Here is a 24,565-nt window from a genome sequence, read left to right as displayed (position 1 = left end):
GACGAGACAACGGCGTCAGGAATCGCCGCTGCGATTTGATCCGGCATTTCCGTTGTCGGCGGTCGAAGCCGGCAGCGGCTGGTTCAACAGATCGACGGATGTAATTCGGCTGGGTGGTTTTCCGGTGGGACTTTCCAGCGACATGCGAACCTCCGGCCCGTCCGGCGGAGAATGAATCGGCAGCCGCAGCGTAAACAGGCTGCCCTTGCCGTATTCGCTTTCCAGATGCACGTCGCCGCCCATCAGCCGCGACAGTTCACGGACGATCGAAAGTCCCAGACCCGTGCCGCCGTATTCGCGCTTCATGTGATCGCGCTGGCCGGGGACCGTCGATCCCTGGCGGAATTTTTCGAAGATGCTTTCCTGTTCGTGAAGCGGAATTCCGATGCCCGTATCTTCGACGCAGATTTCGAAGTGGTCGTCGTCCAGCAGTCGCGAACTGACTCGCACGCGTCCTCCTTCGGGCGTGAACTTGATGGCGTTGGAAAGCAGGTTGGTCAGAATCTGCCGCATCTTGCCGCCGTCCTGTTTCAAGTCGGGCAGTGGCGGAGACGGGTGCGTGACTTTTAGTTCGATATTCTTTTGTTCGGCGAGCGGCATCAGCTGCTGCACCTGCACATCGATCAGGTCGCCGGCGTTGACAGTGCCAATCTGCAGCTTCATCTGGCCGCTTTCAATCTTGGCCAGATCCAGCAGGTCATTGATCTGAACCATCAGGTTGCGGCCGGACGTGCGAATGTTGGTGACGTACCGCTGTTGTTTTTCGTTCAGATTGGCGGCTCCGGCAAGGATATCGCTGAAGCCCAGAATGCTGTTCAGCGGCGTTCGCAGTTCATGGCTCATCGTCGCCAGAAAATCGTCTTTCAGCTTGTTGCTGTTGAACAGTTCCATGTTGGCCTGAGCCAGCTGATCGACTTTCGCGTCAAGGTTGTCGTTCAGTCCTCGCAATTCGTCATTGACGGTTGTCATGTGCCGCAGCATGCGGTTGAAGGCGTGACTGAGCTCTTCAAATTCGTCACCGGTGTTGATTTCTGCGCGAAGATTCAGATTTCCCAGAGCAATCTCGTCGCTGACGTCCTTCAGGTGCAGGACCGGCTTGACGATGATGTAGCGCACAATCGCATAGGACGCCAGCATCGCCAGAAACGTCGTGATGATCGCCGACGCCAGCAGAATCGCACGGTTGCGGCCGAGCTGAAATTCCACATTGGCCATCGACAGCGTCACACTGGCCATCGCCACATAAGTGCCGGGTTCCCTGTCATCCGACTTCGCGCGAGGTTCATCGGTCAGCGGAACCGTTCGCTCGGTCGCGGCCGAATCGTCGCGGGCGATGTCCAATGTTCGGTAATCCGTCGCGGACGTGCCGTTGTGACATTCCAGACACAAACCGGACGCGCGAATGGCCTGGTAGTATTTCAGCACGCGAACTCCGTCTTCGTTCTTTTCGAAATGAAACAGATCGTCAGCGGCGTTGCTGCGAAACTGTTCCATCGCGTCAAAGCCCTGGTCGTCGCTGGGAATTTCATCCGTCGTCAGAACCAGGTTCCACTGCAGAATCAGGTTCGTATCGACGTCGGCTTCCGCGGCGCTGGCTTCTCCCAGCTTTTGTTCGAAGTCGCTGATTTCGTTCACAGCGACGCTGGCCGGGTCGACCGCGGCATCGGATTCGGATTCGCCGGTGTCGGTCGAAGCGTGTGTTTCTTCGGCGGAATGGCCTTCTTCGACGGCGACGGACGCGGCGGTGCCGGTTTCCGTCGAACGTTCTTCTTTGCTGAATTGCTGCTGAAGTTTCCGCTGATAATGTCTCTGCCACAGCAATTGCGGAATCAGCGTGCGAGCGGTCGCGACCTGCTGATTTTCAACGAGCTGTCGAGTGCGGGCAGCATCCAGCCAAAAGCTGCCAGACAGCAGCAACAGCAGCGCAACGCCAAACAGAAACCGGCACTTGCGTTCCAGGCTGGTTTCGCCGAGCAGCTTCTTGAAGTTGCGATAATTGATCACGCTGAATGTGCCCGTCGGCCGCGCGTCCCGTCATTGACGCGATTCAACTGCGAACCCGCCAGCCGCGGATGCCAGCCGGCAGCGGGATCCGTCAGCGACCGGAATCGCTTCGAACCTGCGTGCGACGACGTCAGTTCCGACAAAGGGAACGCAGCGGCTTTGAATCCGGCCGGTCTGATTCTACAACATCGCGTATCGTACCCGTCCTTCAGGAATTCGAAAACGAGGTCGCCGCGTTGCCCATCGCGATGTCTGCTGATGATGCCGGAATTGTGCTCGCGGTAACCGGAGCCAGCGGGTCCGCCTACGCGCTCAGGCTGGCTCAGGTGCTGTTGTCGGCCGGACATCGGGTGGAACTGCTCTTCAGCGACGCGGCCCGGCTGGTGATTTCGCGAGAACTCGGACTTCCAGCGCCGGGCGATCGTGATTCGTTCGATATCTGGCGAAGCTTTCTGGAAACGAGCCTGCACAGCGGACTTGCCGCCGACTGGGGGTTCTCGACGCTTTCGGGATTGTCCGACATCTCCGGCAGCGCGATTCGCGTGAACTCACCGAACGACTTTTCCGCGGGAATCGCCAGCGGTTCGTTTCTGACGAAGGGCATGATTGTGTGTCCGTGTTCCATGGGCACGCTGTCGTCCATCGCCTGCGGAGCGTCGACGAATCTGATTCAGCGAGCCGCCGACGTGCATCTGAAGGAACGCCGGCCGCTGGTGCTTGTCCCGCGCGAAACGCCGCTGGGACTGGTGGCTCTGCGGAATATGACGACGCTGACTCAGGCTGGTGCCACAATCCTGCCCGCGATGCCGGGCTTCTACCACGAACCTCGCAGCCTGGCGGACGTGGTCGATTTCATCGTCGCACGAATCTGCGATCATCTGCACGTGAAACATGACCTTGTGAAGCGCTGGGGAGCCGACGCCGAATAACGCGTGTCGCCGCACAGTTCACGTGTCGCCATACCGTTCTCGGGCCGCCACTCAGCTCTCGGGTCGCCATACAGCACAGGCCGCCCGGCATTCCGAATTCCGTACTCAGGACCGTATCGTGCAATTCATTCAGGCTGATTCCGGATCGTTCGTCCCCGCGTCTCACGAAGACCCCGGCAGGCCCGGCGTCCTGAAACGCGTGATCGCCACCAACCGGCAACTGCAGCGCGGCCGCGTGCAGATGCTGAACTGGTCGCGCCTGCCGGCAGAATCATCGTTTCGTCCGCACTACCACGAGGACATGCAGGAAATTTTTGTGCTGCTGACAGGCCAGGTCATGATGCGCTGCGGCGACGACGAGGCCATGATGCAGCCGGGCGATACGGTCATCGTCGAACCGCGGGAAGTGCATGAAATGACAAACCTGCTGCAGACCGACGCGGAGTACCTCGTGTTCGGGATTTCGTCAGAAGAAGGCGGCCGGACCGTGGTCGTCGGATAAGTGACCGTTCCGGTATTCTTGCGGCTTGCGCTGACGATTCACAAAATGACAGCCGGAATCTCGCCATGTTCATTCGACGGATCACATCCATGTTTCGTTTCTGCACTGCGATCGCGTTACTTCTGTTGGCGGTGAACGTGCCTGGCGTCAGGGCCGAACAGCCGCCGGATACCCGGCGCGAACCCGTTACGGATGTCTATCATGGTGAAAGCGTGGTCGACGAATATCGCTGGCTGGAAGACGCACAAGATCCGGCTGTGAAACACTGGAACGCGGAACAAAACGACTACGCTCGCAGGTTTCTTGACAGCCTGCCGGGACGCGAACAGCTTCGTGAACGCATCGCCGAAATCATGACGGCGACCACGGTCAGCTACGGGACTCCCGTGCTGCGCGGCGGCCGGTTTTTCGCGCTAAAACGGCAGCCGCCGAAGCAGCAGCCGTTCATTGTGATGTTTGATTCGCCAAATGATCCTGATCGCGGAAAAGTGCTGGTCGATCCGAACACGATGGATTCGGAAGGCACGACGTCGATCGACTGGTTCGAGCCGTCTCCGGACGGAAAGCTGCTGGCCGTGTCGCTGTCCGTGGGAGGCAGTGAGGCCGGCGATGTGCATGTGTTCGACACGGAATCCGGAGAAGCCGTGTTTGAAGTCGTGCCTCGCGTCAACACGGGCACGGCTGGCGGCGACCTGGCATGGATGCCGGACAGCAGCGGATTCTTTTACACGCGGCACCCGCGATCCGGTGAACGTCCCGCCGAAGATATGAACTTCTACCAGCAGGCGTGGTTTCACAAACTGGGAACACCGACGGCCGACGACCGCTACGAACTGGGTGCCGACTTTCCCCGCATCGCGGAAATCGAATTCGAGATGCATGACGCATCCGGTCAACTGCTGCTGACGGTCCAGGATGGCGACGGAGGCCGGTTCGCACACTATCTGAAATCCCCCGGCGAAAACTGGCGGCAGTTCAGCGCATTCGAAGACGAAACGATCCAGGCGACGTTTGGCAGCGAAGACTATCTGTTCGTGCTGACTCGCCGTGACGCTCCGCGCGGCCGCATCGTGAAGGTGCCGACGTCGACACTTGACGTGGAATCCGCTGTAGCCGTCGTCGCACAATCGGACGACACAATCGTCAACACGTTCTACCACGCGCCTCCCGGCATTCTGGCGACACCGACGAAGCTGTTCGTGCTGTATCAGTTGGGCGGGCCGTCTGAAGTGCGAGTCTTCAGCCACGACGGAGCACCGCAGCCCGGTCCGAAGCAGATGCCGGTATCGAGCGTCGGCGGATTGTGTCCCTTGTCCGGCGACAGCATTCTGTTCAGCAGCGAATCGTTTGTGATGCCCGAATCCGTGTTTCGCTTCGATGCGCAGACCGGTGCAACAACCGCGACGGCGCTGTCGTCGACGTCGCCCGTGTCGTTTGATGACGTAGAGGTGAAGCGTGAGTTTGCGACTTCGAAGGACGGGACGCGGATTCCGCTCAACATCATGATCCCCGCATCGGAAACAGCGGACGGGCCGCGTCCGTGTATCGTGTACGGTTACGGCGGTTACGCAATCAGCCTGACACCGCGATTCAGCGCCGTGCGCCGCGTGTTGTTTGATGCCGGAATCATCTACACCGTCGCCAACATTCGCGGCGGCGGAGAATTCGGCGAAGAATGGCACCAGCAGGGAATGCTGACCCGGAAGCAAAACGTGTTCGATGACTTTGCGGCGGCCTGTCGCTACATGATCGACAGCGGCTACACGACGTCTGACAGATTGGCGACGATGGGTGGCAGTAACGGCGGGCTGCTGATGGGAGCCACGCTGACTCAGCATCCGCAGCTCATGAAAGCCGTTGTCGCGCTCGTCGGGATCTACGACATGCTGCGAGTTGAGTTGTCGCCGAACGGAAGCTTCAACATCCCGGAGTTTGGGTCCGTGCAGGATCCGGAACAGTACGCGGCTCTGCGTGCGTACTCACCGCTGCACAACGTGGAATTCAACACGAAGTACCCCGCGGTTCTGTTCGTGACCGGCGAGAATGATCCGCGAGTCGATCCGATGCAGTCGCGAAAGATGACTGCGAAACTTCAGGCGGCGACATCCGGCAGCGAGCCGATCCTGCTTCGAACCAGTGCCGACGCCGGACACGGTGCCGACACACCGCTGGACGAACGCATTGCTCAGACCGTTGACGTCTATTCGTTTCTGCTTCATGAACTGGCCGCCGATAAGTGACGCGGATAATTGACGCCGACCGGCTTTCGAATGACATTCCCCGACCGGATCCGCAATGCGTGCGATGCCTGCTGTCAGTTGCCCGCTTTCGATTGATACTGCCACACGATTCCGCGGCCGTTTCGGTTCGCCGCGGGTTGCCGGCATTTCGGTCGGCGAGGACCGCATACCGACGTGCTTGGACCCACGTTCCGTCACAATTTTCGTCCATAACCGTCACACGATTGATAGTGGCCACGGCGGCACTGATGCGTTTCGGATTCGTACTGCCGCGAGCCTGAATGCCTCATTTGTCCGCGTTCGCGGTGTCATATGACTCACATCGTTCCGCCATCACTGTTGTTTGATTTTCGCCTGACGATTCCGCGGTGTCCGCCGCCTCGTCCGGCGAAAAAGCGTCCCGCGCAAAAAGTTCCGCTGTTGAACCTGCCTCCTCACGCGGAACTGTTTCTTCCCGCTGCGATGAACGAGCAATCGGTCTTTGCATCGGTAGCAGCCGGCTGGGATGAATCCGGAATTGGGGTCGCAGTGGAGGTCAGCGGCAAGCAACATCCCGTCAACGGAACTGCGGCGGACCTGAGGAATTCCGACAGTGTCAGCCTGTGGATCGACACGCGACCATCCGGGCAGGTCCATCGCGCGACGCAGTTCTGTCACCAGTTCACATGTCTGCCGGTGGATGAACTTAACGACGACCAACCCAGCGTCATCGTGCGGGAGATCGCTCAGCAGCGAGACCAGCGAGTCGCGCCGAACACCGACTTGTTCCTGACCCGAACCGTCATTGCTGACCACGGCTACCGGCTGGAAATCTGGATTCCCGGCAGTCAGCTCAACGGTTTTCGGGAGATCTCCGAACTCCGCAGTCTCGGGTTCTATTGCGTTATCCACGACACGGAGCTGGGAACGCAGCCGCTGTCGCTCGGCGATGATTTTCCCGTCGCCTATGATCCTTCGACCTGGCTGCGACTGGAGCTGTCTGAATGAAGAAATCCGTCATCGAAACCTGCGAGACTCCCGGCGTCGGAAGTTCCGGCGATCGTAAACTGATCGGCGCCCGAACCTTCTCCGACGGAACCCATTCCGGTACGAATCCGAAATTCGGACGCCGGCCACCGGCGACACTTCCCCGATTGCTCCGGCGAATCGTCGTACCCGCGATTGTTGTCGCCGCTGTTCGATGCAGCGCCGCCCACGCTCAGCCTGTGACTGATCCATCGCCGGACCCGACCGCAGCGCAGCCGGTGGCGCATCAGAAGATCGAACGCACGCCGATCGTGATCGCCCACCGCGGCGCATCCGGATACCTGCCGGAACATACCACCGAAGCCGCCGCGTTCGCTCACGCACTGGGAGCTGACTTCATCGAACAGGACGCCGTACTGTCCCGTGACGGCATTCCCGTCGTGCTGCACGACATCATTCTGGACGACGTCACCAGCGTTGCTGCCGTGTTCCCGAACCGATCGCGTGACGACGGTCACTGGTATGTCATGGACTTTACGCTCGCCGAACTTCGCCGGCTTGCCGTTCACGAACGCAGTTCTGAGTCGCGAGCCTGGAAGGACGCCGGAACCAGGTTTCCTCTCGACACCGACCTGTTCCGCATTGCGACGCTGGAAGAACATCTGCGACTGATTCAGGGGCTGAATAAGTCTCGCGGCACAAACACCGGTGTGTACGTTGAAGTGAAGTCCCCCGCCGAACACCGCGCGGCCGGCCTGGACGCGTCCCGCGCCATTCTGCATGTGCTGAACGAAGCCGGCTATCGTGACGCCGATGACCGAATCTTTCTGCAGTGCTTCGACGAATCCGAAGTGCGCCGCCTGCGCACGGAACTTGACTGCCGGCTGCCGCTGATTCAACTGCTTTCCAAACAACCGTCGACCGAACAGATCGCTCGCATCGCCGAAGTCGCTGACGGACTCGGTCTGCATCTCGAAGCCGTTATCGCCGGTTCAAGGGAAACTCCCGAAGGTTCGGTTCCGGACGTGACCGATGCTGTCCGCGTTGCTCACGAACACGCGCTGCAGGTTCATGTCTGGACGCTGCGGACCGACGCGCTGCCTATGTTCGCAGAGTCCGCCGGGCAACTGCTGAACTGGCTGGGAAAGGATGCCGGAGTCGACGGGATCTTTACCGATCAGCCCGATATCGTCCTGAACTGGCGCAGATCCGTTGAAGACGGAGCGCTTCAGAAAGGCCCGTTTCATCTGCTGAATGGAAGGCAGAATTCCAAAACCGAGGAAGAACAATGACACACATTCCCCACGTCATCGCCCTGATTTCCGCAACAGTGCTGCTGTCTGTGTTCGTGTCCGGCTCATCGGCCGACGATGACGCCGATGCGATCTACGAACTCGGACCGGACTCTCAGCGGCACGAAAGCGTTCCGCAGGGCAGCGTCACGACTCACACATGGAAAAGCAGCGTCTTCGAAGGCACGATTCGCGAATACTTCGTCTACGTTCCCGCACAATACGATGGCAGCAAACCCGCCTGTCTGATGGTCTTTCAGGACGGCCATGCCTACGTCGACGAAAATGGCCAGATGCGAGTGCCCGTGGTCTTCGACAACCTGATTCACAGGGGCGAACTTCCGGTGATTGTCGGACTGTTCATCAACCCCGGACACAGGGACGACAATCAGCCGGAGAATCGCTGGCGAGCCAACAACCGCAGCCTCGAATACGACACGCTCAGCGATCAATACGCAAGATTTCTGATCGAAGAACTTCTGCCGCATGTCGTGAAGGAACACAATCTGAATCTGTCCGACGATCCGAAGGATCGAGCTATCTGCGGGATGTCGTCAGGCGGCATCTGTGCATTTACCGCAGCCTGGAATCATCCGGAATGGTTCCACAAGGTGCTCAGTCACATCGGCAGCTTTACCAACATTCGCGGCGGTCACAACTACGAAGCCATAATCCGCAAGACCGACCGCAAGCCGATCCGCGTGTTTCTGCAGGACGGCAAGAACGACCTGAACAACGAACACGGCAACTGGTGGCTGGCCAACCTGCAGATGGACTCCGCCCTGGCATTCAAGGACTACGACTATCGGTTCGAACCCGGTGAAGGGCGCCACAACGGACGGCACGGAGGAGCAATCCTGCCCGATTCCCTGCGCTGGCTGTGGCGCGATCACGCAGACGTCCGATCATCATCCGGACCCGCTGACCCAGGTGCGAACCCCGATCCGCCCGCGGATCCCTCATCACCGGAACAGTAACCGCTTCGACGGCTGACGTGGCCTGCTGCTTTGATGCTCGGCATCTCTCGACACGGTCGGCCCGATCGAAGAATCTGAACCAGTGCCATGCAGGAAAGGTCTCATCGACGGGCACCAGATTTGAAGAACCCGCGTCTCCGCACGATCATATGCGGCGTAGTGAGTTTTCGCCGAAACGAATTCGTCACAGCGCACGAATCCGGCAAAAACCCATTCGACAACCTTGCAATGCACCGCCGAACGCACGAACATCCTGCCGCAGGGAAATCCCTGCGGAAACAGCTTCCGCACACGAACCAACCGTGCGGAACGCAGTTCGCAGCTCAACTCACGCATGCGTTCATGCAGTTGCGTGAGCCAAAGGAAAAACACGGGACGTAGCGCAGCCTGGTAGCGCGCTTGACTGGGGGTCAAGAGGTCGCAAGTTCAAATCTTGTCGTCCCGACTATCTTTCTGAAGAAGCCCTTTGGCCAACAGGTCGAAGGGCTTTCTCATTGTGGCAACTAGACTTGCGCCATCGAGAGAGCAGTTCAAACAGATGATTTCGAGGATTCGACGTTTTGCGGCGTAGTCGGCCTCAAACCATTTTTCCCAAAGGCTTTGCGAAAGTTCAAACGCTTTCACCGCAATGTCGATGATTTCGTTCCGGCCACGGTCGGAAGCCTCGATTTCCAACAGCAACTCGGCGGTTCGGTCACGCAAGTCTCGGTTCGTCGAGGCAAACGTGTCGGCGTCGATCTCTTCCAGCATCCGCAGGTTGAGCAGTTGCTTCTGCCGGTGCCGCACCGAGGCAAGCTCTTCCTGTAGCTGCGCTACTTTAGAGATAGCGCTGTCCTGATCCCAATTCGTCGCCTGCCGAAGCTGCTCACGGAACAGATCACGGAATTCGTCGTCCTCAACACGGAGGGTGTCAAAGATGGCGAGCATCTGGGCGTCGAGTTCGTTCTCGGTCAGGCGGATGCGGGGATGATCTCCTTTGTGGTACTGGGTGCATCGGTAGTAGACGTATTCCCGCTCCCCGCTCTTCGTCATCTTGAACTTCCGCTCGCCGGTGATCGGCGAGCCGCAGTGGGCACACTCAATCAGATCGCTGGCGTAGGTCATCTGGTGCGACTTGTAGACTTTCTGACCGAGGAGGGTCTGGACCCGATCCCAGAGTCGCCGGTCGATGATCGGCGTGTGTGTGCCGGGAAGCCACTGCCCCCGGAACTTGATTTCTCCGATGTACGCACGGTCGGTCAGCATCGTGTAGAGCTTGCTGCGACTGATCTTCGGAGTGGACGGGAGGTATTCGATCGCCTCGGCCACCAGAGCGTCGGGAAGCGTGTCGAGTGTGTGACTGTGATACCCATACAACTCGAAGATGCGCCGGATGGTCCGGGCATTCTCGGGGTGAACCTCGATGATGCTGCGGCCATCGATACGGACGTTCTGGTAGCCATAGGGCGGTCGGCTGGGAAACAGACCACTCTCGACCCGTCGTTCGATGCCTTCCTTCACGTCGATGGACTGCTGTTCGGTGTGGAAGCTGGCCATGCTCGCCAGCATCCGCCGCTACATCCGACCGGCAGGCGTGTTCTCGGTTGGCTGGGCCACGGAGATGAACTGGACGCCGAACTCGGACTCCAGACGCTCAAGCTCAGCATAGTCGAAGAGATTTCGGGCGGCTCGATCCACCTTGTAGAAGAGCAACCCATCGAGTTTGTGGGCGTTCTTCTTGGCGAAGGCCATTAGTTCCTTGAAGGTGGTGCGTTCGTCATATTTTGAGGCCGTCTCAGCGATTCGAAAGAGTCGGACGATCTCACCGTTGTTCCGCTCAGCATAGTGGCGCAATGAGGTGGTGCAGGCTTCAGGGACAACCTGTTCTCTTATTTCGGGTGGTTGGTGAGTGATTCGAACTGAGCCGGGGTGAGGTATTTGAGGCTGGAGTGTCGGCGTTCCAGGTCGTAGTAGCAGAGGTATCCCCGGATCTCGTTTCGGGCCAGCCGCATACTCCTGTATTCGGTCATTTCCAGTTCCGTCTTGATCGTTCCAAAGCAGCTTTCCATGATCGCGTTGTCATAGCAGTTGTCCGGACGGCTCATGCTTTGACGCATTCCGGCACGACGCAGGATGCCGCGGTATTGGCTGCCTGCATATTGGCCGCCGCGGTCCGTGTGATGCAGCAGATTCACCGGCGGCTGCCGTTCGCGAATGTCGCTTCGCGTTGCAGGTTATGACCGGCTGGCCACCGTCAGCCGCTGATTCACTTGTCACGCAGGTCTCGGTCACGACTCAGGATGCTGTCGGAACAAGCCACGTTGTGGGGGCCGCCAGGTCTGGTGCTGCGGCTGTTCCGTACAACTTACGTCAGCAGATCGCTGCCCCAGCCGGACAGACGACGAAAAGGCTAACGTGCGATCCGGAACTGGCCCGCTGGTTCGGAATTCGCTTCTATTCCCGTCCAGCGTGGATGCACTGGAACACCGGAAATCCGGCTGCGCCCGCGATTCCTTCCAGCCGATCGCATACAATGGGGGGAAACTTCGCTGCACGACGCTGAGCGCCACAGTACGATCGTGAACACTCACTTCCTGACTTCCCACCGTTCAACAATCACGTCTCCCGCAATGTTCAGAAACGCTCTTTGCCGCCTTGGTCCAATCTCTGCCACGAGCCACCTGGTTATGATGCTGCGTTACCTTCCTGCCCGTCGCACTGCGTGTATCGCCGTGATCGCCATGGGTCTGTTTCCCGCCGTGAATCGCGCCGATGAGGTGAGGTTTTCTGACGAGCAGACCATGTTCTTCACAAACGACGTGCTGCCGGTGCTGAAGGCGAACTGCCTGAAATGTCATTCGGGCAGTGAGCCGAAGGCAGGTTTGCGGCTGACGTCGCGAGCCGACATCCTGCAGGGCGGAGAATCCGGGCCGGCCGTTGATCTGGAAGACCATGCCGGCAGTTATCTGATTTCGGCGGTGAACTACGATGGCTGGGAAATGCCGCCGACGGGGCAGATGTCCCCAAAGCAGATCGCGGTCATCACCAGGTGGGTGGAAGGCGGTCTGGCGTGGCCTGCCGACCTGCACGAAATCGAAGTCGAAGCGGAAAAGGGCCCGCCACCGGTCAACGAGCAGAACAAGCAGTTCTGGTCGTTTCAGCCCGTACACCAACCGCAGGTTCCCGCCGTTGCTCAGGCAGAATGGCCGAAGAACGACATCGATGCATTCATTCTCCACCGGCTGGAATCGAAGGGATTGCAGCCGTCGCCGCCCGCCGATCCGCGGGCACTGATCCGACGAACTCACTACGACCTGCTGGGCCTGCCGCCGTCGACGGAACTTGTGGAACGCTTTGCCGCTGATCCGTCTCCCGAGGCGTATTCCACAATCATCGACGAACTGCTGGATTCGCCGCACTACGGCGAACAGTGGGGACGGCACTGGCTGGATCTGGTTCGCTACGCCGAAACGAACAGTTATGAACGCGACGACGCGAAGCCGTTCGTCTGGCGATATCGCGACTATGTGATTCAGTCGTTCAACGGCGACAAACCGTACGACCGCTTCGTGACGGAACAGATCGCCGGCGACGAACTCGATGACGTGACGGCCGATTCCATGGTCGCGACCGGTTACTACCGACTCGGGCGCTGGGACGACGAACCGGTCGATCCCGAATTGGCGTTCTACGACGACATCGACGATATCGTTACAACGACCGGCCAGACGTTTCTGGGACTGACCGTCAACTGCGGCCGATGCCACGACCACAAGATCGACCCGATCACTCAGGCCGACTACTACGGGATGGTGGCGTTCTTCCGGAACGTCCGGCGTTTCGGAGTTCGGGGGCATGACACAGTCTTGGACGCTTCCGTCACTGAAATCGACCGGCCGGAAAACAGGGACCTGCATGCACAGGCGATCGAACGCTACGAGAACGAAGTGAACGACGCCAGGCGGCACCTGAAAGAAATCGAAGACATCATCCGCGACGACCTGAACGGCGTTGAAAAAGACGAATTCCAGTACGCGATGAACCGGGTGCCGATCGTCGAAAAGCGGCAGGGCTCGCTGCTCAATGAAGAACAGGTCAACCGCTACCGTCATCAGACGAATCGGCTGAGAAAGCTGGAACGGGACAAGCCGACCGGCCTGGCTCAGGCACTGGTCGTCAAGGAAGACATTCGCGACCTGCCGACAACGCACATTCTGACTCGCGGAAGTCCGCACGCTCCGGCGGATGAAGTCGTGCCCGCGTTTCCGGCCATTCTTTCGCCGCCGGAAGCCGTAGTGCCCACGGAGCTTCCCGAAAATGCAACCACGTCCGGACGCCGTCGGGTTCTTGCCGAATGGCTGGTTAGTCCGTCGAACCCGCTGACCGCGCGAGTAATGGTCAATCGCCTGTGGCAGTACCACTTCGGCCGCGGCATCGTTCGCAGCAGCAGCGATTTCGGATTTCAGGGAACTCCGCCGACGCACCCGGAATTGCTCGACTGGCTGGCGGCGAAGTTCATTCAGGAAGACTGGTCAATGAAGCAGATGCATCGACTGATCATGACGTCGGCCACCTATCAGCAGTCTTCACGTCCGCGCGCCGACGCGTACGCCGCGGATCCCGCTAATGATCTGTTCTGGCGCTACGACATGCGCCGGCTGAGTGCCGAGGAAATCCGTGATTCCATTCTGGCTGTTACCGGATCGTTGACTGCTGACAGGATGTACGGACCCAGCATCTACACAGATATTCCGGACGCCGTCAAAGCGGGCCAGTCGCGTCCGGGGTATGGCTGGGGCAAGTCGTCTCCGGAAGACGAAAACCGCCGCAGCGTCTACATCCACGTCAAGCGATCACTGCTGGATCCCCTGCTGGAAGCGTTTGACATGGCCGACACCGACCAGACCTGCCCGGTGCGCTTCGTCACAACGCAGCCGACTCAGGCGCTGGGAATGCTCAACAGCGAATTCATCAACAAACAGGCAGCGCAGTTTTCTCAGTTCCTGCAGGACCGTGCCGGCGATTCCATCGAAGCTCAGGTGAAGCTGGCTCTGGAACGAGTCACCCAGCGCCCGCCGACTGACAAAGATGTCCAGCGCGGTCTGGACCTGATCGAATCATTGAAGTCCGAACACAACATGACCGAATCCGACGCCCGGCACTACTTCTGCCTGGCAGCGTTGAATCTGAATGAGTTTCTATATCTGGACTAATGTAGGCATCATCGCTCCGCGTGATAGGCGGGGTAAGACGAAACCACAAACAACAACGATCGCTGCCCGGGCGCAGTGGAGGAAATGACACGACTGCCTGATGGTTCCGATGAAAGTGGTCTGGCTTTCGTGAGACGACGCGGACTGCGGCGTCACGCGGAGCGATGACGGCTACGTTGCCATCGGTCAGTCTCTCGCAAGCATGATCCTTTTAACCCGTGGTCGAAGACCAGGCCGTCTGGAGTTGACCATCGGAACAATGGCCTGATCTTCGACCACAGGCGAAACAACGGAACGACAGAACGACACGTAAGGGAAACTCACGATGCAACGCAACTTCTGCGGCCGAACAAGGCGCGAATTTCTGTGGCAGGCCGGAGCCGGGTTCACGGGACTTGGTCTTACTACGCTTCTCGATCGGGACGGGTTCTTCAATCAGCAGACCTTCGCGGCCGACGGTGTGACCGGATGGACCAATCCACTGGCCCCGAAGGAACCGCACTTCGCACCAAAAGCGAAGAATGTGATCTTTCTGTACATGTACGGAGGCCCCAGCCATGTCGACACGTTCGACTACAAACCGAGCATGTACGGGATGGATGGCAGGGTTGTCGAAGTCAAGACCTTCGGCCGGGGCGGCCATCGCAATCAGGGACGCATCGTGGAGCCGCGCTGGAAGTTCAAACAGTACGGCGAATGCGGCAAGTGGGTCAGCGACCTGTTTCCGAATCTGGCGACATGTGTCGACGATATCGCCTTCATCCATTCCATGACGGCCGATTCGCCGATTCACGGGTCGGCGATGCTGATGATGAACAGCGGCCGGATTCTCAGCGGTCATCCGTGTCTGGGTTCGTGGGCCAACTATGGACTGGGCAGCGAAAACGAAAACCTGCCTGGTTTCGTGGTCATGCTGGATCCTCGCGGCGGCCCGATCAGCGGTGCGAAGAACTGGAGCAGCGGCTATATGCCAGCGACGTACCAGGCGACCGTGATGAGGTCTCAGGGTGATCCGATACTGGATCTGTCGCCGCCCGAAGGCCTCAGCGACGCCGCTCAGAGAACTCTGCTGGACACACTGCGAGATTACAACGAAGCTCACGCTGCTGTGCGAGCTGACAACAGCAACCTGGCGGCGCGAATCGCGTCATACGAACTGGCGTACCGCATGCAGGCGAAAGCTCCGGAAGCGGTGGACATCAGCCAGGAAAGCCAGTCGACGCAGAAAATGTATGGCCTCGACAATCCTCAAACGGAGAAATTCGGACGGCAATGCCTGCTGGCTCGAAGGCTGGTCGAACGCGGCGTGCGGTTCATTCAGATCTATTCCGGTGGAGCCCACAACGATGACAACTGGGACGCTCACACAGATATGGAAAGCAACCACAACCTGCACGCCGGCGAAACGGATCTGCCAATCACCGGACTGATCAACGACCTGAAACAGCGAGACATGCTACAGGACACACTGATTGTCTGGGGCGGCGAGTTTGGTCGTCAGCCGACGGCGGAATACGCCAAAGGCAGCGGCCGCGACCACAACAGCTACGGGTTCACAATGTGGATGGCCGGCGGTGGTATCAAAGGCGGCACCAGCGTTGGTACCACGGACGAACTGGGAAGCCGCGCCGTCGACGATGTCTTTCACGTAAAACACCTGCACGCCACGGCACTGCACCTGATGGGACTGGATCCGAACAAGCTGTCCTATTTCTTCGGCGGCCTGGACAACAAACTGGTCGGTGTCGAAGGTGCTCAGCCGATCTGGAAGATCATGAGCTGACCGAAACAGTCACGCGAACTCTGCATCGACACGCGCTTGGCGAGCTGCGCGACGTCAGTTCGCAATCGTCGTCGCAGGTCGCGTGAATCCGGTTCCGCGTCACGTCAATCGGCTTCTCCGGCTCAGTTTCCGCGAAACGATGTTGAGTCGTGGTTGTATCCCGGAGTTGTCACCATCACATCGAACGCAGCCAATCCGTATCAACCACCGACGGCTGAAGAAGAGCCGCAGATCCCGCGCCTCTCGGAATTGCGTCCATATGCCGTTGTCGGACACTTGTTGTACTGTGGCCCGAATCCCGACTTCCGCCACCGCTGTTGGGTTACGGGAGAAACTGATGTCAGGACACCCTACGTGCCGATGCGCGTTCGTGCCAAGTCGCCTCGCATTACGCTGGTCGCCGATCTTGCGTGGTCTGTGAGTTATGTCTGGTTCGCTCTACTTTGCGGCCCCGTGCTCATGAATGACTTCAAGTGGCCAATCTTCATGACTGCATGGTTCTTCCTCGTACCGGTGGACACGGAATTCATGGTTGCACTGGCGTACATTTCAGGAGTCTCATTCGTCCTGAAAGTTGGCGAGTCGAAGAAAGGCGAGGCTCAGAGTCCGTGGCATGATCGCGACTTCGTGTGGTCGGGACTGCTGAGTTCCATTTTCGTATTTGTAGCTGCGCCTTTGTTCGCCGCGTCGCTGGCCGTGGATAGCCTTCCGAATTGGTTCAAAGTCGGGTCGCGGTTGTTATTTGAAATGTCCGTGACGGTGATTTTGCTGTGGAACGCGCTGGAGCCGTTTCTGCCGCTACGTTTTCAGCGGCGTCTGAGACCAATACGTGTGACGCTTGTGGCACCTGACATTTTTCAAGTCGAAGGACTCCAGCCCGCGTTACTTGCGGCACTGCAACACGATCTCGTCGAGTCCCACGATCATGGAAACGCCGGCGAAGTTAGCCAGACGCTACATTCTGCCACGAACCAAAGCCCGGTGAACGGCGGATGACGGCTTATTGCACATTCGCAAAGTCCCACCACGAGGAGCGCTGGCGTTCGTGTTCGACGAGAGTTGAGCAGGGCTCCGGAAACGCCGCCTCTTGATCACCGTCTGTGCAGCGAGATCAGTTCCAGCAGCTTTCGAGCGGCGGCTTCGGCGAAGGACGGGTCGTTGATGTGTTCGGGGCGCACGTCGACTGCAACCGGGCCGCAAGACGACAGGAGTCCGTCCCTCAGCGCCTCGCGGGCGGCGATGTCTTCGAACGGCTGGCCGTCGGCGTCGATCGCGGAGATTCCCTTTGACGGAAACAGAATCGCCACCGGTCCGGTTGAGGCCGCCGCCTTGCTCCCGATTTCCTCACCGAGTTTCCGGCATTCTTCCGGAGTGGTCCTCATCAGCGTGACTGTAGGGTTGTGGACGTGAAACTTCCGATTGCGAAAGCGTTCGGGAACTGTCGCCTGCGGTCCGAAGTTCACCATGTCCAGGGCTCCGACGGAAATCACCTGCGGCACTCCGGCAACTTGCCGCGGCCGTCAGGCGATCGGGGCCGGCGCTGAGCACTCCGCCGACAAGTTCGTCGGCAAGTTCCGTGGTCGTGATGTCGAGGACTCCGGCGATCAGGCCGTCTCGGATGAGTCCTTCCATTGCTTCGCCGCCGTTGCCCGTGGCGTGAAACACCAGCACTTCGTAGCCGGCTGTTTCCAGAATCGACTGAGCATGCAGGACGCAGGGCGTGGTGACTCCGAACATCGTAGCGGCGATCAGCGGGCGGTCCTGCGTGTCGCGTTCGTCGGTATTGATGGTGTTCAGCATGCCGGCCATCGCGGCCGCTGCCTGCGTCAGCACGGTGCGGCTGATACGATTGATGCCGGCGACATCCACGACGGAATTCAGCATGAAGATGTCACGTCCGCCGACGTAGGGCCGAGTCTGGCCGGACGCCATCGTGCTGACCATCACCTTGGGGATTCCCAGCGGCAGCATGCGCATTGCGGCTGTGCCGATTGTCGTTCCGGCGGAACCGCCCAGGGCCAGGATTCCCTGCAGGCGGCCTTCGTCGAACGCGCTGCCAATGACTTTGACGATTCCCTGTGCCGCGGCAGTCACAGCGGTGCCTCGGTCGCCGGCTTCTCGAACCGCAGCCAGGCTTGTGCCCGCCGCAGCGAACACGGCTTCCCTGGTGACGTCCGCCGCGACTTCGGAATTGCCCAGGCAGCCGACGTCAACAACCACGACGTCGATGCCGCGGGTCTGCAGTTGCCGCCGGACGAACGCGATTTCGCGTCCCTTCGTATCCAGCGTGCCGATCAGATAAACTGCCATGCTGTTACTCGTGTTCCTGAAAGACTTCTGTCAAACAACAGCATACTTATGGTCCGACTCGATCGCATCTCTACCCGCTCGGGAGACGCAGGCGAAACATCGCTGGGCGACGGTTCCCGCGTGTCTAAACGGGATCCCCGAATCGCAGCGGGCGGTACCGTAGACGAGCTGAACAGTCTGATCGGGGCCGCGATGTGCGTCACACAGGACGATGAACAGCGCCGTCTGCTGGAAAGGATCCAACAGCGGCTGTTTGATCTTGGTGCGGACCTCAGTTGCCCGCTGCCGACGGATTCGACACGGGAAGACCGCGTTCCCCGCATCGGCGAACATCATATTGCGTGGCTGGACGCTGAGCTTGATCGGGCGAACGATCAACTGTCGCCGCTGACCAGTTTCGTGTTACCGGGCGGTACCCCGTCGGCGGCGGCCCTGCACGTCGCTCGGGCTGTCTGTCGCCGCGCGGAACGCGATGTGCTGCAGTTGCCGTCGGACAAGACAGTTAATCCGCGGATCGCCGTGTTCCTGAATCGGCTGTCGGATGTGCTGTTTGTGCTGGCACGAATCGCCAATGATTGCGGCAGTCTGGATGTCCTGTGGCAGCCCGGTTCGGACTAATGACGATTTCGTCGGCGCCGCCGCCCGTTTTTTCTGCGGCCTTCCGTGTCGCGTCGGTCATTCTTCGGAAACGTGTTCAGGCAGGTATCTATGGCCTCTGAGAAACAGACCAACGCCGAGCGACTTCGGCTGGAACGCGAAGCGCGTCGGGAGCCCGACGCCAACTGGAAGCGCTGGGGACCGTACCTGTCCGAACGGCAGTGGGGCACGGTCCGCGAAGACTATTCGCACGACAGCCGGCCGTGGGAAGCGTTTCCGCACGACCATTCGCGGGCACGGGCCTATCGCTGGGGCGAAGACGGCCTGCTGGGAATTGCCGACCGCCAGTGCCGTCTGTGCTTCGCACTCGCTCTGTGGAACGGACAAGATCCGATCCTGAAGGAACGCCTGTTTGGCGTCAACGGTCACGAAGGCAACCACGGTGAGGATGTAAAGGAATGCTACTACTATCTGGATTCCACGCCGACACACTCCTACATGAAGGCTTTGTACAAATACCCGCAGCAGGAGTTTCCCTATACCGGACTGGTCGCGGAAAGCGGCAAGCGCGGACATCACCAATCGGAATATGAACTGTCCGATACCGGAATCTTCGATAATCACAGCTATTTTGATGTTCAGGTGGAGTATGCCAAGGAGTCGCCGAACAACATTCTGATCCGGCTGACGATTTCCAATCGCGGGTCGAAAGCGGCCCCCCTGCATGTACTGCCGACGCTATGGTTTCGTAACACGTGGACCTGGGGCTGCCAGCATGAAGGCTGCTGGCCGAAGCCCGGAATCCGGCTGAACAGCGACGATACACTGCTTGCCGAACACGCGACTCTGGGAAAATTTCTGTTTGCCGCGGCGCCCCCGGAAGGCGGTGACAAGCCGGTGATGCTGTTCACGGAGAACGAATCCGTCCCGCAGTTCCTGGCGGACCGTTCGCTGACCGGCAGGTATTCCAAAGATGCGTTTCATCGATATGTCGTTCAGGGGCAGAAACAGGCCGTCAATCCCAAACAAACGGGCACCAAGGCTGCCGCTCACTATTCCCTGCAATTGAACGCCGGTCAGCAGGTCGTTATCTGCCTGCGGCTGTGGGCGGAGGACGAACCTCCGGCGCAAACCTTTGGCAAGCCGTTCGACTTCGAAATGAAGCAGCGGATTGCCGAAGCGGACGCGTTCTATGAAAGCAAGACTCCGGAAGGCCTGGACAACGGCGCTCGCCAGACGATGCGGCAGGCCTACGCGGGATTGATGTGGTCCAAACAGTTTTACCACTACGGCGTGTACGAGTGGCTGAAGGGCGACCCAAACATGCCGCCGGTGTCCCCGGAACGGAAACGGCAGAGAAACGGTGACTGGCCTCACCTGTTTAACCGCGACATCATCGCGATGCCGGACAAGTGGGAATATCCGTGGTACGCCGCCTGGGATTCCGCGTTCCACATGATTCCGTTCAGCAATATGGACCCTCATTTCGCGAAGGAACAACTGATTCTGTTTCTTCGTGAATGGTATATGCATCCGAATGGACAGATTCCCGCCTATGAATGGCACTTCAGTGACGTGAATCCTCCCGTTCATGCGTGGGCCTGCTGGCATGTCTACAAATCGACCGGCGAACCCGGCAGGCGGGACCGGCAGTTTCTGGCAAGGACATTTCAGAAGCTGCTGTTGAATTTCACGTGGTGGGTCAATCAGAAGGACGTGCTGGGGAAGCACGTGTTTTCCGGAGGATTTCTGGGATTGGACAACATCGGTGTCTTTGACCGATCCAAACCGCTTCCGACAGGCGGCCATCTGCATCAGGCGGACGGCACGGCGTGGATGGGGTTCTTCTGCTCATCGATGCTGACAATTGCCCTGGAACTGGCTTCGGAGAACCCGGCCTATGCGGATATGGCCTCGAAGTTCTTTGAACACTACATCGAAATCGCGGACGCCATGAACACGATGGGCGGCCAGGGATTGTGGGACGAACAGGACGGGTTCTATTACGACCACCTTTATGACAACGGGCACACGGTCCCGCTGCGTGTGCGTTCGCTGGTGGGCATCATTCCGCTGTTTACCGTCACCATTCTGGATGATTCAGTGCTTCAGCGGCTGGAAGCCTTCAGCAAACGCATGAACTGGTTTCTGACAAATCGCCGCGACCAGTTGAAGTCGATCACCTATATGGAACGCGACTGCGACGAAAGCGAATCTCCCGGCGGTCGGCGATTGCTGGCAATTCCTTCCCGCGAACGTCTGGAACGCATTCTGAAGTACCTGCTGGACGAAGGCGAGTTTCTGTCACCGTATGGAATTCGGTCGCTGTCGAAGATTCATGCTCAGAAGCCGTTCGTCTTCAATGTCGGAGGAGAAGAACACCGAGTGTCGTATGTGCCGGGTGAGTCGGATTCGTGGATGTTCGGCGGCAACAGCAACTGGCGGGGACCGGTCTGGTTTCCGATGAACTATCTGGTGATCGAATCTTTGGAACGCTACCACCAGTTTTATGGCGATTCGCTGCGTGTCGAGTGTCCCACGGGATCCGGCCGGATGATGAATCTTGCCGAAGTCGCTCGCGAACTGATGCAGCGTCAGGTCGCGTTGTTCGCGCAGGACGCCGACGGACGGCGACCGTGTCACGGAGACGAAAAACGCTACCAGGATGATCCGCACTGGAAAGACCTGATTCTGTTCCACGAGTACTTTCACGGCGAAACCGGGAAGGGGCTGGGAGCCAGCCATCAGACGGGCTGGACCGCACTGGCCGCGCAACTGCTGGAAAAGCTGGCGGCCGCGGAAAACGCGGACTCCGCGACATCAACGGCGGTCAAGCAGCCGTGATGCGAACACAATCGCGGCGGTTTCAATTCGCAGAATGCTGCCAGGCCAGTCCAGCAGCACGGCGCCGGAGTCTTTTGCCAGTGAAACTTCGTCGTCGGTGAATCCTCCTTCCGGCCCGATCAACAGCACAGCGCTGTCCGGTGCGTCTTCAATAACCGCTTCGCGGCCGGTGCCCGGCGCAGCGGGGTGGGCGATGAAGACGCGAGCATCGGTACTTCGGGCGTCGTTCAGCACGGAAGTCAGTGTCGACGGTCCATCGATTGACATCAGCCAAGGGCGTTCGCATTGCCGTGTCGCGGCGACGACCGCTGCCGCAAGTTTTTGAAGTTTTGCCTGTCGCGGATCAACGACGGACCGCGATGTGTTCAGCGGCACGAAACGATCGACGCCGATTTCGGTAAGTTTCTCGGCCAGAAACCTCAGGCGATCTCCCTTGGGTACCGCGCTGGCGACCGTCAGCCGCAGTCCATGCGGCCGGTCGTGTCGGGTTCGCGAAGACATCTGCACGTCGCACGCGCTGCGAGTCCGTCGTGCAATCGTCCCTTCGGCGGTCGTACCGCAGCCATCGAACAGGACGACGGGATCGCCGACGTTCAGCCGGAGTACGTTGATCGCGTGGTGCGACTCACTGCGATCGAGCGAAACGACTTCGCCGTCCAGTTCTTCGCAGAAAAAACGGTGCATCAGGTGGTGGAATCCGCGGAACTGACGGCGAAGGAGCGCAATGGAGCCGTGATCGCAACACTACTGCCCCACCGACGGTGCCGGCGCCGAAGGGACGGTCGCCGAAGGAACGGTCTCCGACGGTTCGTCCAGCAGTCGAAGGACGGGCAGTCGCAATTCGGCAATCTCGTCGGCGGGAGTCGTCGCGGCCTGGATCGTGACCCGCTTACCGTCCTCGACAATATCCAGATTGGTCAGGATGACCTTTTCTCCCGGCTGCAGACCCTGTTCGACGACGATCATTGACTGCAGGCGACGTCCGGTCCGGATACGGCGTTTCACGGCTTTTCCATCGCTGTCGACGACAAACACATGGTCTTCGATAATGGCTTCACGGGGGATGACAATTGCGTCGCTCCAGACGGGTCCGTCGATGCGGGCATGGACAAACGTGCCGGGCAGCAGCGTCCGGATCTGGTCGGCGTTGTTAACGTCGACGAAAACTTCCACCGTTCGCGACGATGCATCCGCCACTGGCGAGATTCGCACAATCTGACCGCTCCATTCGGCCGGGGAAGTCTCGTTTTCGGCCAGCGACGTCACCGGCCGGCGTCCCTGTTGCAGGTCGTTTTCGATCAGCAGAAAGTCCTCCATACCCAGCGACACGGGAATTTCCACGCGATCCGGATCGGTCAGTCGCAGCAAAGGTTCGCCGGCTCGCACAAACTGGCCCTGTTCGACGGTGACTTCGCTGATGATTCCGTCAAACGGAGGCGTCACGCTGGTGCGCTGCAGGTCGGTTTCCGCCCGGGTGACTTCCGAATTGCCCGTGGCCAGACGTTGTTTTGCGGCCGCGATCTGCAGGGGCAGCACGGACTGCTGGCTTTCGAGCTGAATGATGGTGTCTTCGTAACGCCGCAGTTCGAGCAGTGACCGGTTCAGTTCCGATGGCGACGAAGCCTGCTTGTCGAATGCCGATTTGATTCGTTCGTATTCGTCCTGCAGAGTCTTTACGTCCTGCCTGGCCTTGCCAAGCTGCGTTTCCGTGTTGCGAAGCTGTTGCTGCAGTTGTGCGATTTCTGCGCCAGCTTCGGCAACGCGATTGGATGCCTGTTCGACTCGTTCCACGTAATCTCTGGGATCGATTCGCAGCAGCAGGTCGGCGTTTCGCTGCTCCGACGGCCGGTCCGGAAAGACAACCGTCTGTCCGCTGACGACGGGATGTCCGACGTTCAGGTTCGGGTGAATTTCGACGACTTCCCCGCTGACCTGAGCGGCGATGACGACTTCCCGCTCCGCCCGCGCCGTGCCGAATCCGGTCAGCAGCTCACGAAAATCGACCTCCTCGGTCACAAAGACGTCGACATTGAAGCTGACCGGATCGATCTGCTTCTCCTGAACTTCCGGCTTCTGAGCCCGCAGCGCGGCAAACACGAATACGCTGCCAAACAGAAGCAGAGCGATCAGGACTTCCGAAAACACGAGCCGTCGCAGGATCGTTTTGTAGCGATGATCTTCGGCCATGCGGAACCGGGCTTGTGCAATTCGGGGACAGACGCGTGCCAGCAGGTCAGACGGAGATGGAATGATAGACAGCCGCCTGGCAATTGCCACCGGTCTGATTCGTCCCGTTCGCTGATATCAGCGTCGCGACTTGCAGGCACCGACATTCCTTTCGCAGCAAGGCGACGATCCGCCGCGCGATGGGTAGCCGCAGCGTGCCGCAGGCTTCCGCGCTGACCCGGTCGAAATCGTGATTTTCGCGAAATGGCCTGCTCCGCAACCCTGATGCCGCGAGGCGCGATTCCGTTCGTAAGGAACGCGTGATCCGCCGCGGCACATCTGACGCAGAGGTCTGTCGGTCCACGCTGTTGATTCCGTCGCCATCAGTTCACCACTTCGGGACTCAGAGAATCACTGACAAAAGATTGCGGACATACTCCGTCTGGTTCGCTGAGGTAGTCCGTGGATAATGCTTCGCGTGAGCGACGGCATCTTCCTTGAACCCGCGGCACGCGCAACCGGTTGTCTGAGGGTCTGTCATCGAGAACTCCAGGCCTGAGGACGCCGGTTGCGCTTTTTCCTTTCGTGTTTGGCGACGTTCGCGTCGACTGTGCCGCAGCGGGAGTGCGTTCCCGCATCTGCTGTCGGGAACCCCGAGCTCTGGTTCCGCCGGGGCGACGGCGCCGCTTTGTGAAATCGCCGGCACAGAGTAAGTCCGGCGCGGCCTGGTGCGCGCTGCGAATTCGACATGCGGTGAACCCGC

General features: G+C 59.4%; 19 protein-coding genes and 1 tRNA gene. 12 read left to right on the top strand and 8 right to left on the bottom strand.

What is annotated here, in order from left to right; genetic code table 11:
- Positions 1–15: 15 nt before the first annotated feature.
- Complete coding sequence (locus tag R3C19_01385) at positions 16–2,004, bottom strand: ATP-binding protein (protein MEZ6058993.1); 1,989 nt, start codon at positions 2,002–2,004, stop codon at positions 16–18.
- 248 nt (positions 2,005–2,252) lie between these two features.
- Here R3C19_01385 and R3C19_01380 point away from each other — a divergent pair, with 248 nt between their 5' ends.
- The 7 genes from R3C19_01380 (at position 2,253) to R3C19_01350 (ending at position 9,355) form a co-directional block, all read left to right on the top strand.
- The gene (locus R3C19_01380; GenBank protein MEZ6058992.1) at positions 2,253–2,933 is read left to right on the top strand and encodes a flavin prenyltransferase UbiX; all 681 of its coding nucleotides are present in this window, start codon (positions 2,253–2,255) and stop codon (positions 2,931–2,933) included.
- 118 nt (positions 2,934–3,051) lie between these two features.
- On the top strand, positions 3,052–3,435 hold the full coding sequence (locus tag R3C19_01375) for a cupin domain-containing protein (GenBank protein MEZ6058991.1): 384 nt from the start codon (positions 3,052–3,054) through the stop codon (positions 3,433–3,435).
- Positions 3,436–3,524: 89 nt separating this feature from the next.
- Complete coding sequence (locus R3C19_01370) at positions 3,525–5,675, top strand: prolyl oligopeptidase family serine peptidase (protein ID MEZ6058990.1); 2,151 nt, start codon at positions 3,525–3,527, stop codon at positions 5,673–5,675.
- A 420-nt stretch (positions 5,676–6,095) separates the two neighbouring features.
- Positions 6,096–6,662, top strand: coding sequence for a hypothetical protein (locus R3C19_01365; GenBank protein ID MEZ6058989.1), 567 nt, complete (start codon positions 6,096–6,098; stop codon positions 6,660–6,662).
- The gene (glpQ, locus tag R3C19_01360) at positions 6,659–7,933 is read left to right on the top strand and encodes a glycerophosphodiester phosphodiesterase (protein MEZ6058988.1); all 1,275 of its coding nucleotides are present in this window, start codon (positions 6,659–6,661) and stop codon (positions 7,931–7,933) included. Before R3C19_01365 ends, glpQ begins: the two co-directional genes overlap by 4 nt.
- Entirely contained in the window at positions 7,930–8,910 is a 981-nt protein-coding gene (locus R3C19_01355; GenBank protein ID MEZ6058987.1) for an alpha/beta hydrolase-fold protein, read from the top strand. Before glpQ ends, R3C19_01355 begins: the two co-directional genes overlap by 4 nt.
- A 371-nt stretch (positions 8,911–9,281) precedes the next feature.
- Positions 9,282–9,355: transfer RNA gene (locus tag R3C19_01350), tRNA-Pro, on the top strand.
- On the opposite strand, the gene R3C19_01345 is transcribed toward R3C19_01350, so the two are convergent.
- Genes R3C19_01345 through R3C19_01335 form a run of 3 tightly spaced genes read right to left on the bottom strand, consistent with a single transcriptional unit; the run spans position 9,337 to position 11,006 of the window.
- Complete coding sequence (locus R3C19_01345) at positions 9,337–10,458, bottom strand: recombinase family protein (protein ID MEZ6058986.1); 1,122 nt, start codon at positions 10,456–10,458, stop codon at positions 9,337–9,339. The genes R3C19_01350 and R3C19_01345 overlap by 19 nt on opposite strands.
- A gap of 6 nt (positions 10,459–10,464) precedes the next feature.
- Positions 10,465–10,743: a recombinase family protein gene (locus R3C19_01340; GenBank protein MEZ6058985.1), complete on the bottom strand. Its 279-nt coding sequence runs from the start codon at positions 10,741–10,743 to the stop codon at positions 10,465–10,467.
- A gap of 35 nt (positions 10,744–10,778) precedes the next feature.
- A complete protein-coding gene (locus R3C19_01335) occupies positions 10,779–11,006 on the bottom strand; it encodes an integrase core domain-containing protein (protein MEZ6058984.1) in 228 nt (75 codons plus the stop codon).
- A gap of 684 nt (positions 11,007–11,690) precedes the next feature.
- On the opposite strand from R3C19_01335, the gene R3C19_01330 reads away from it, so the two are divergent.
- The 3 genes from R3C19_01330 (at position 11,691) to R3C19_01320 (ending at position 16,881) form a co-directional block, all read left to right on the top strand.
- Complete coding sequence (locus R3C19_01330; GenBank protein ID MEZ6058983.1) at positions 11,691–14,102, top strand: PSD1 and planctomycete cytochrome C domain-containing protein; 2,412 nt, start codon at positions 11,691–11,693, stop codon at positions 14,100–14,102.
- Positions 14,103–14,427: 325 nt separating this feature from the next.
- Positions 14,428–15,885 (top strand): DUF1501 domain-containing protein, encoded by a 1,458-nt coding sequence (locus tag R3C19_01325; protein ID MEZ6058982.1) that lies wholly within the window; start codon positions 14,428–14,430, stop codon positions 15,883–15,885.
- A gap of 459 nt (positions 15,886–16,344) precedes the next feature.
- Positions 16,345–16,881 (top strand): hypothetical protein, encoded by a 537-nt coding sequence (locus tag R3C19_01320; GenBank protein ID MEZ6058981.1) that lies wholly within the window; start codon positions 16,345–16,347, stop codon positions 16,879–16,881.
- Between the two features lie 95 nt (positions 16,882–16,976).
- Here the strand turns inward: R3C19_01320 and R3C19_01315 are convergent, their stop codons facing one another.
- Both R3C19_01315 and R3C19_01310 read right to left on the bottom strand, forming a co-directional pair.
- Positions 16,977–17,348, bottom strand: a complete 372-nt coding sequence (locus R3C19_01315) for a Tm-1-like ATP-binding domain-containing protein (GenBank protein ID MEZ6058980.1) — start codon at positions 17,346–17,348, stop codon at positions 16,977–16,979.
- The gene (locus R3C19_01310) at positions 17,230–18,195 is read right to left on the bottom strand and encodes a Tm-1-like ATP-binding domain-containing protein (GenBank protein MEZ6058979.1); all 966 of its coding nucleotides are present in this window, start codon (positions 18,193–18,195) and stop codon (positions 17,230–17,232) included. Before R3C19_01310 ends, R3C19_01315 begins: the two co-directional genes overlap by 119 nt.
- Positions 18,196–18,243: 48 nt before the next feature.
- Here R3C19_01310 and R3C19_01305 point away from each other — a divergent pair, with 48 nt between their 5' ends.
- Both R3C19_01305 and R3C19_01300 read left to right on the top strand, forming a co-directional pair.
- Positions 18,244–18,813 carry a cob(I)yrinic acid a,c-diamide adenosyltransferase gene (locus tag R3C19_01305; protein MEZ6058978.1) on the top strand — a complete coding sequence of 190 codons (570 nt, stop codon included), beginning with the start codon at positions 18,244–18,246 and terminating at the stop codon, positions 18,811–18,813.
- A gap of 90 nt (positions 18,814–18,903) precedes the next feature.
- A complete protein-coding gene (locus tag R3C19_01300) occupies positions 18,904–21,636 on the top strand; it encodes a glucosidase (GenBank protein ID MEZ6058977.1) in 2,733 nt (910 codons plus the stop codon).
- Here R3C19_01300 and R3C19_01295 read toward each other — a convergent pair.
- Entirely contained in the window at positions 21,613–22,320 is a 708-nt protein-coding gene (locus tag R3C19_01295; protein ID MEZ6058976.1) for an RsmE family RNA methyltransferase, read from the bottom strand. The genes R3C19_01300 and R3C19_01295 overlap by 24 nt on opposite strands.
- 60 nt (positions 22,321–22,380) lie before the next feature.
- A complete protein-coding gene (locus tag R3C19_01290; GenBank protein ID MEZ6058975.1) occupies positions 22,381–23,823 on the bottom strand; it encodes an efflux RND transporter periplasmic adaptor subunit in 1,443 nt (480 codons plus the stop codon).
- Between the last annotated feature and the right edge of the window lie 742 nt (positions 23,824–24,565).

The organism is Planctomycetaceae bacterium, assembly GCA_041398785.1.
GTDB lineage: Bacteria > Planctomycetota > Planctomycetia > Planctomycetales > Planctomycetaceae > JAWKUA01.
This window is presented reverse-complemented; position numbering and strand designations above follow the sequence as displayed.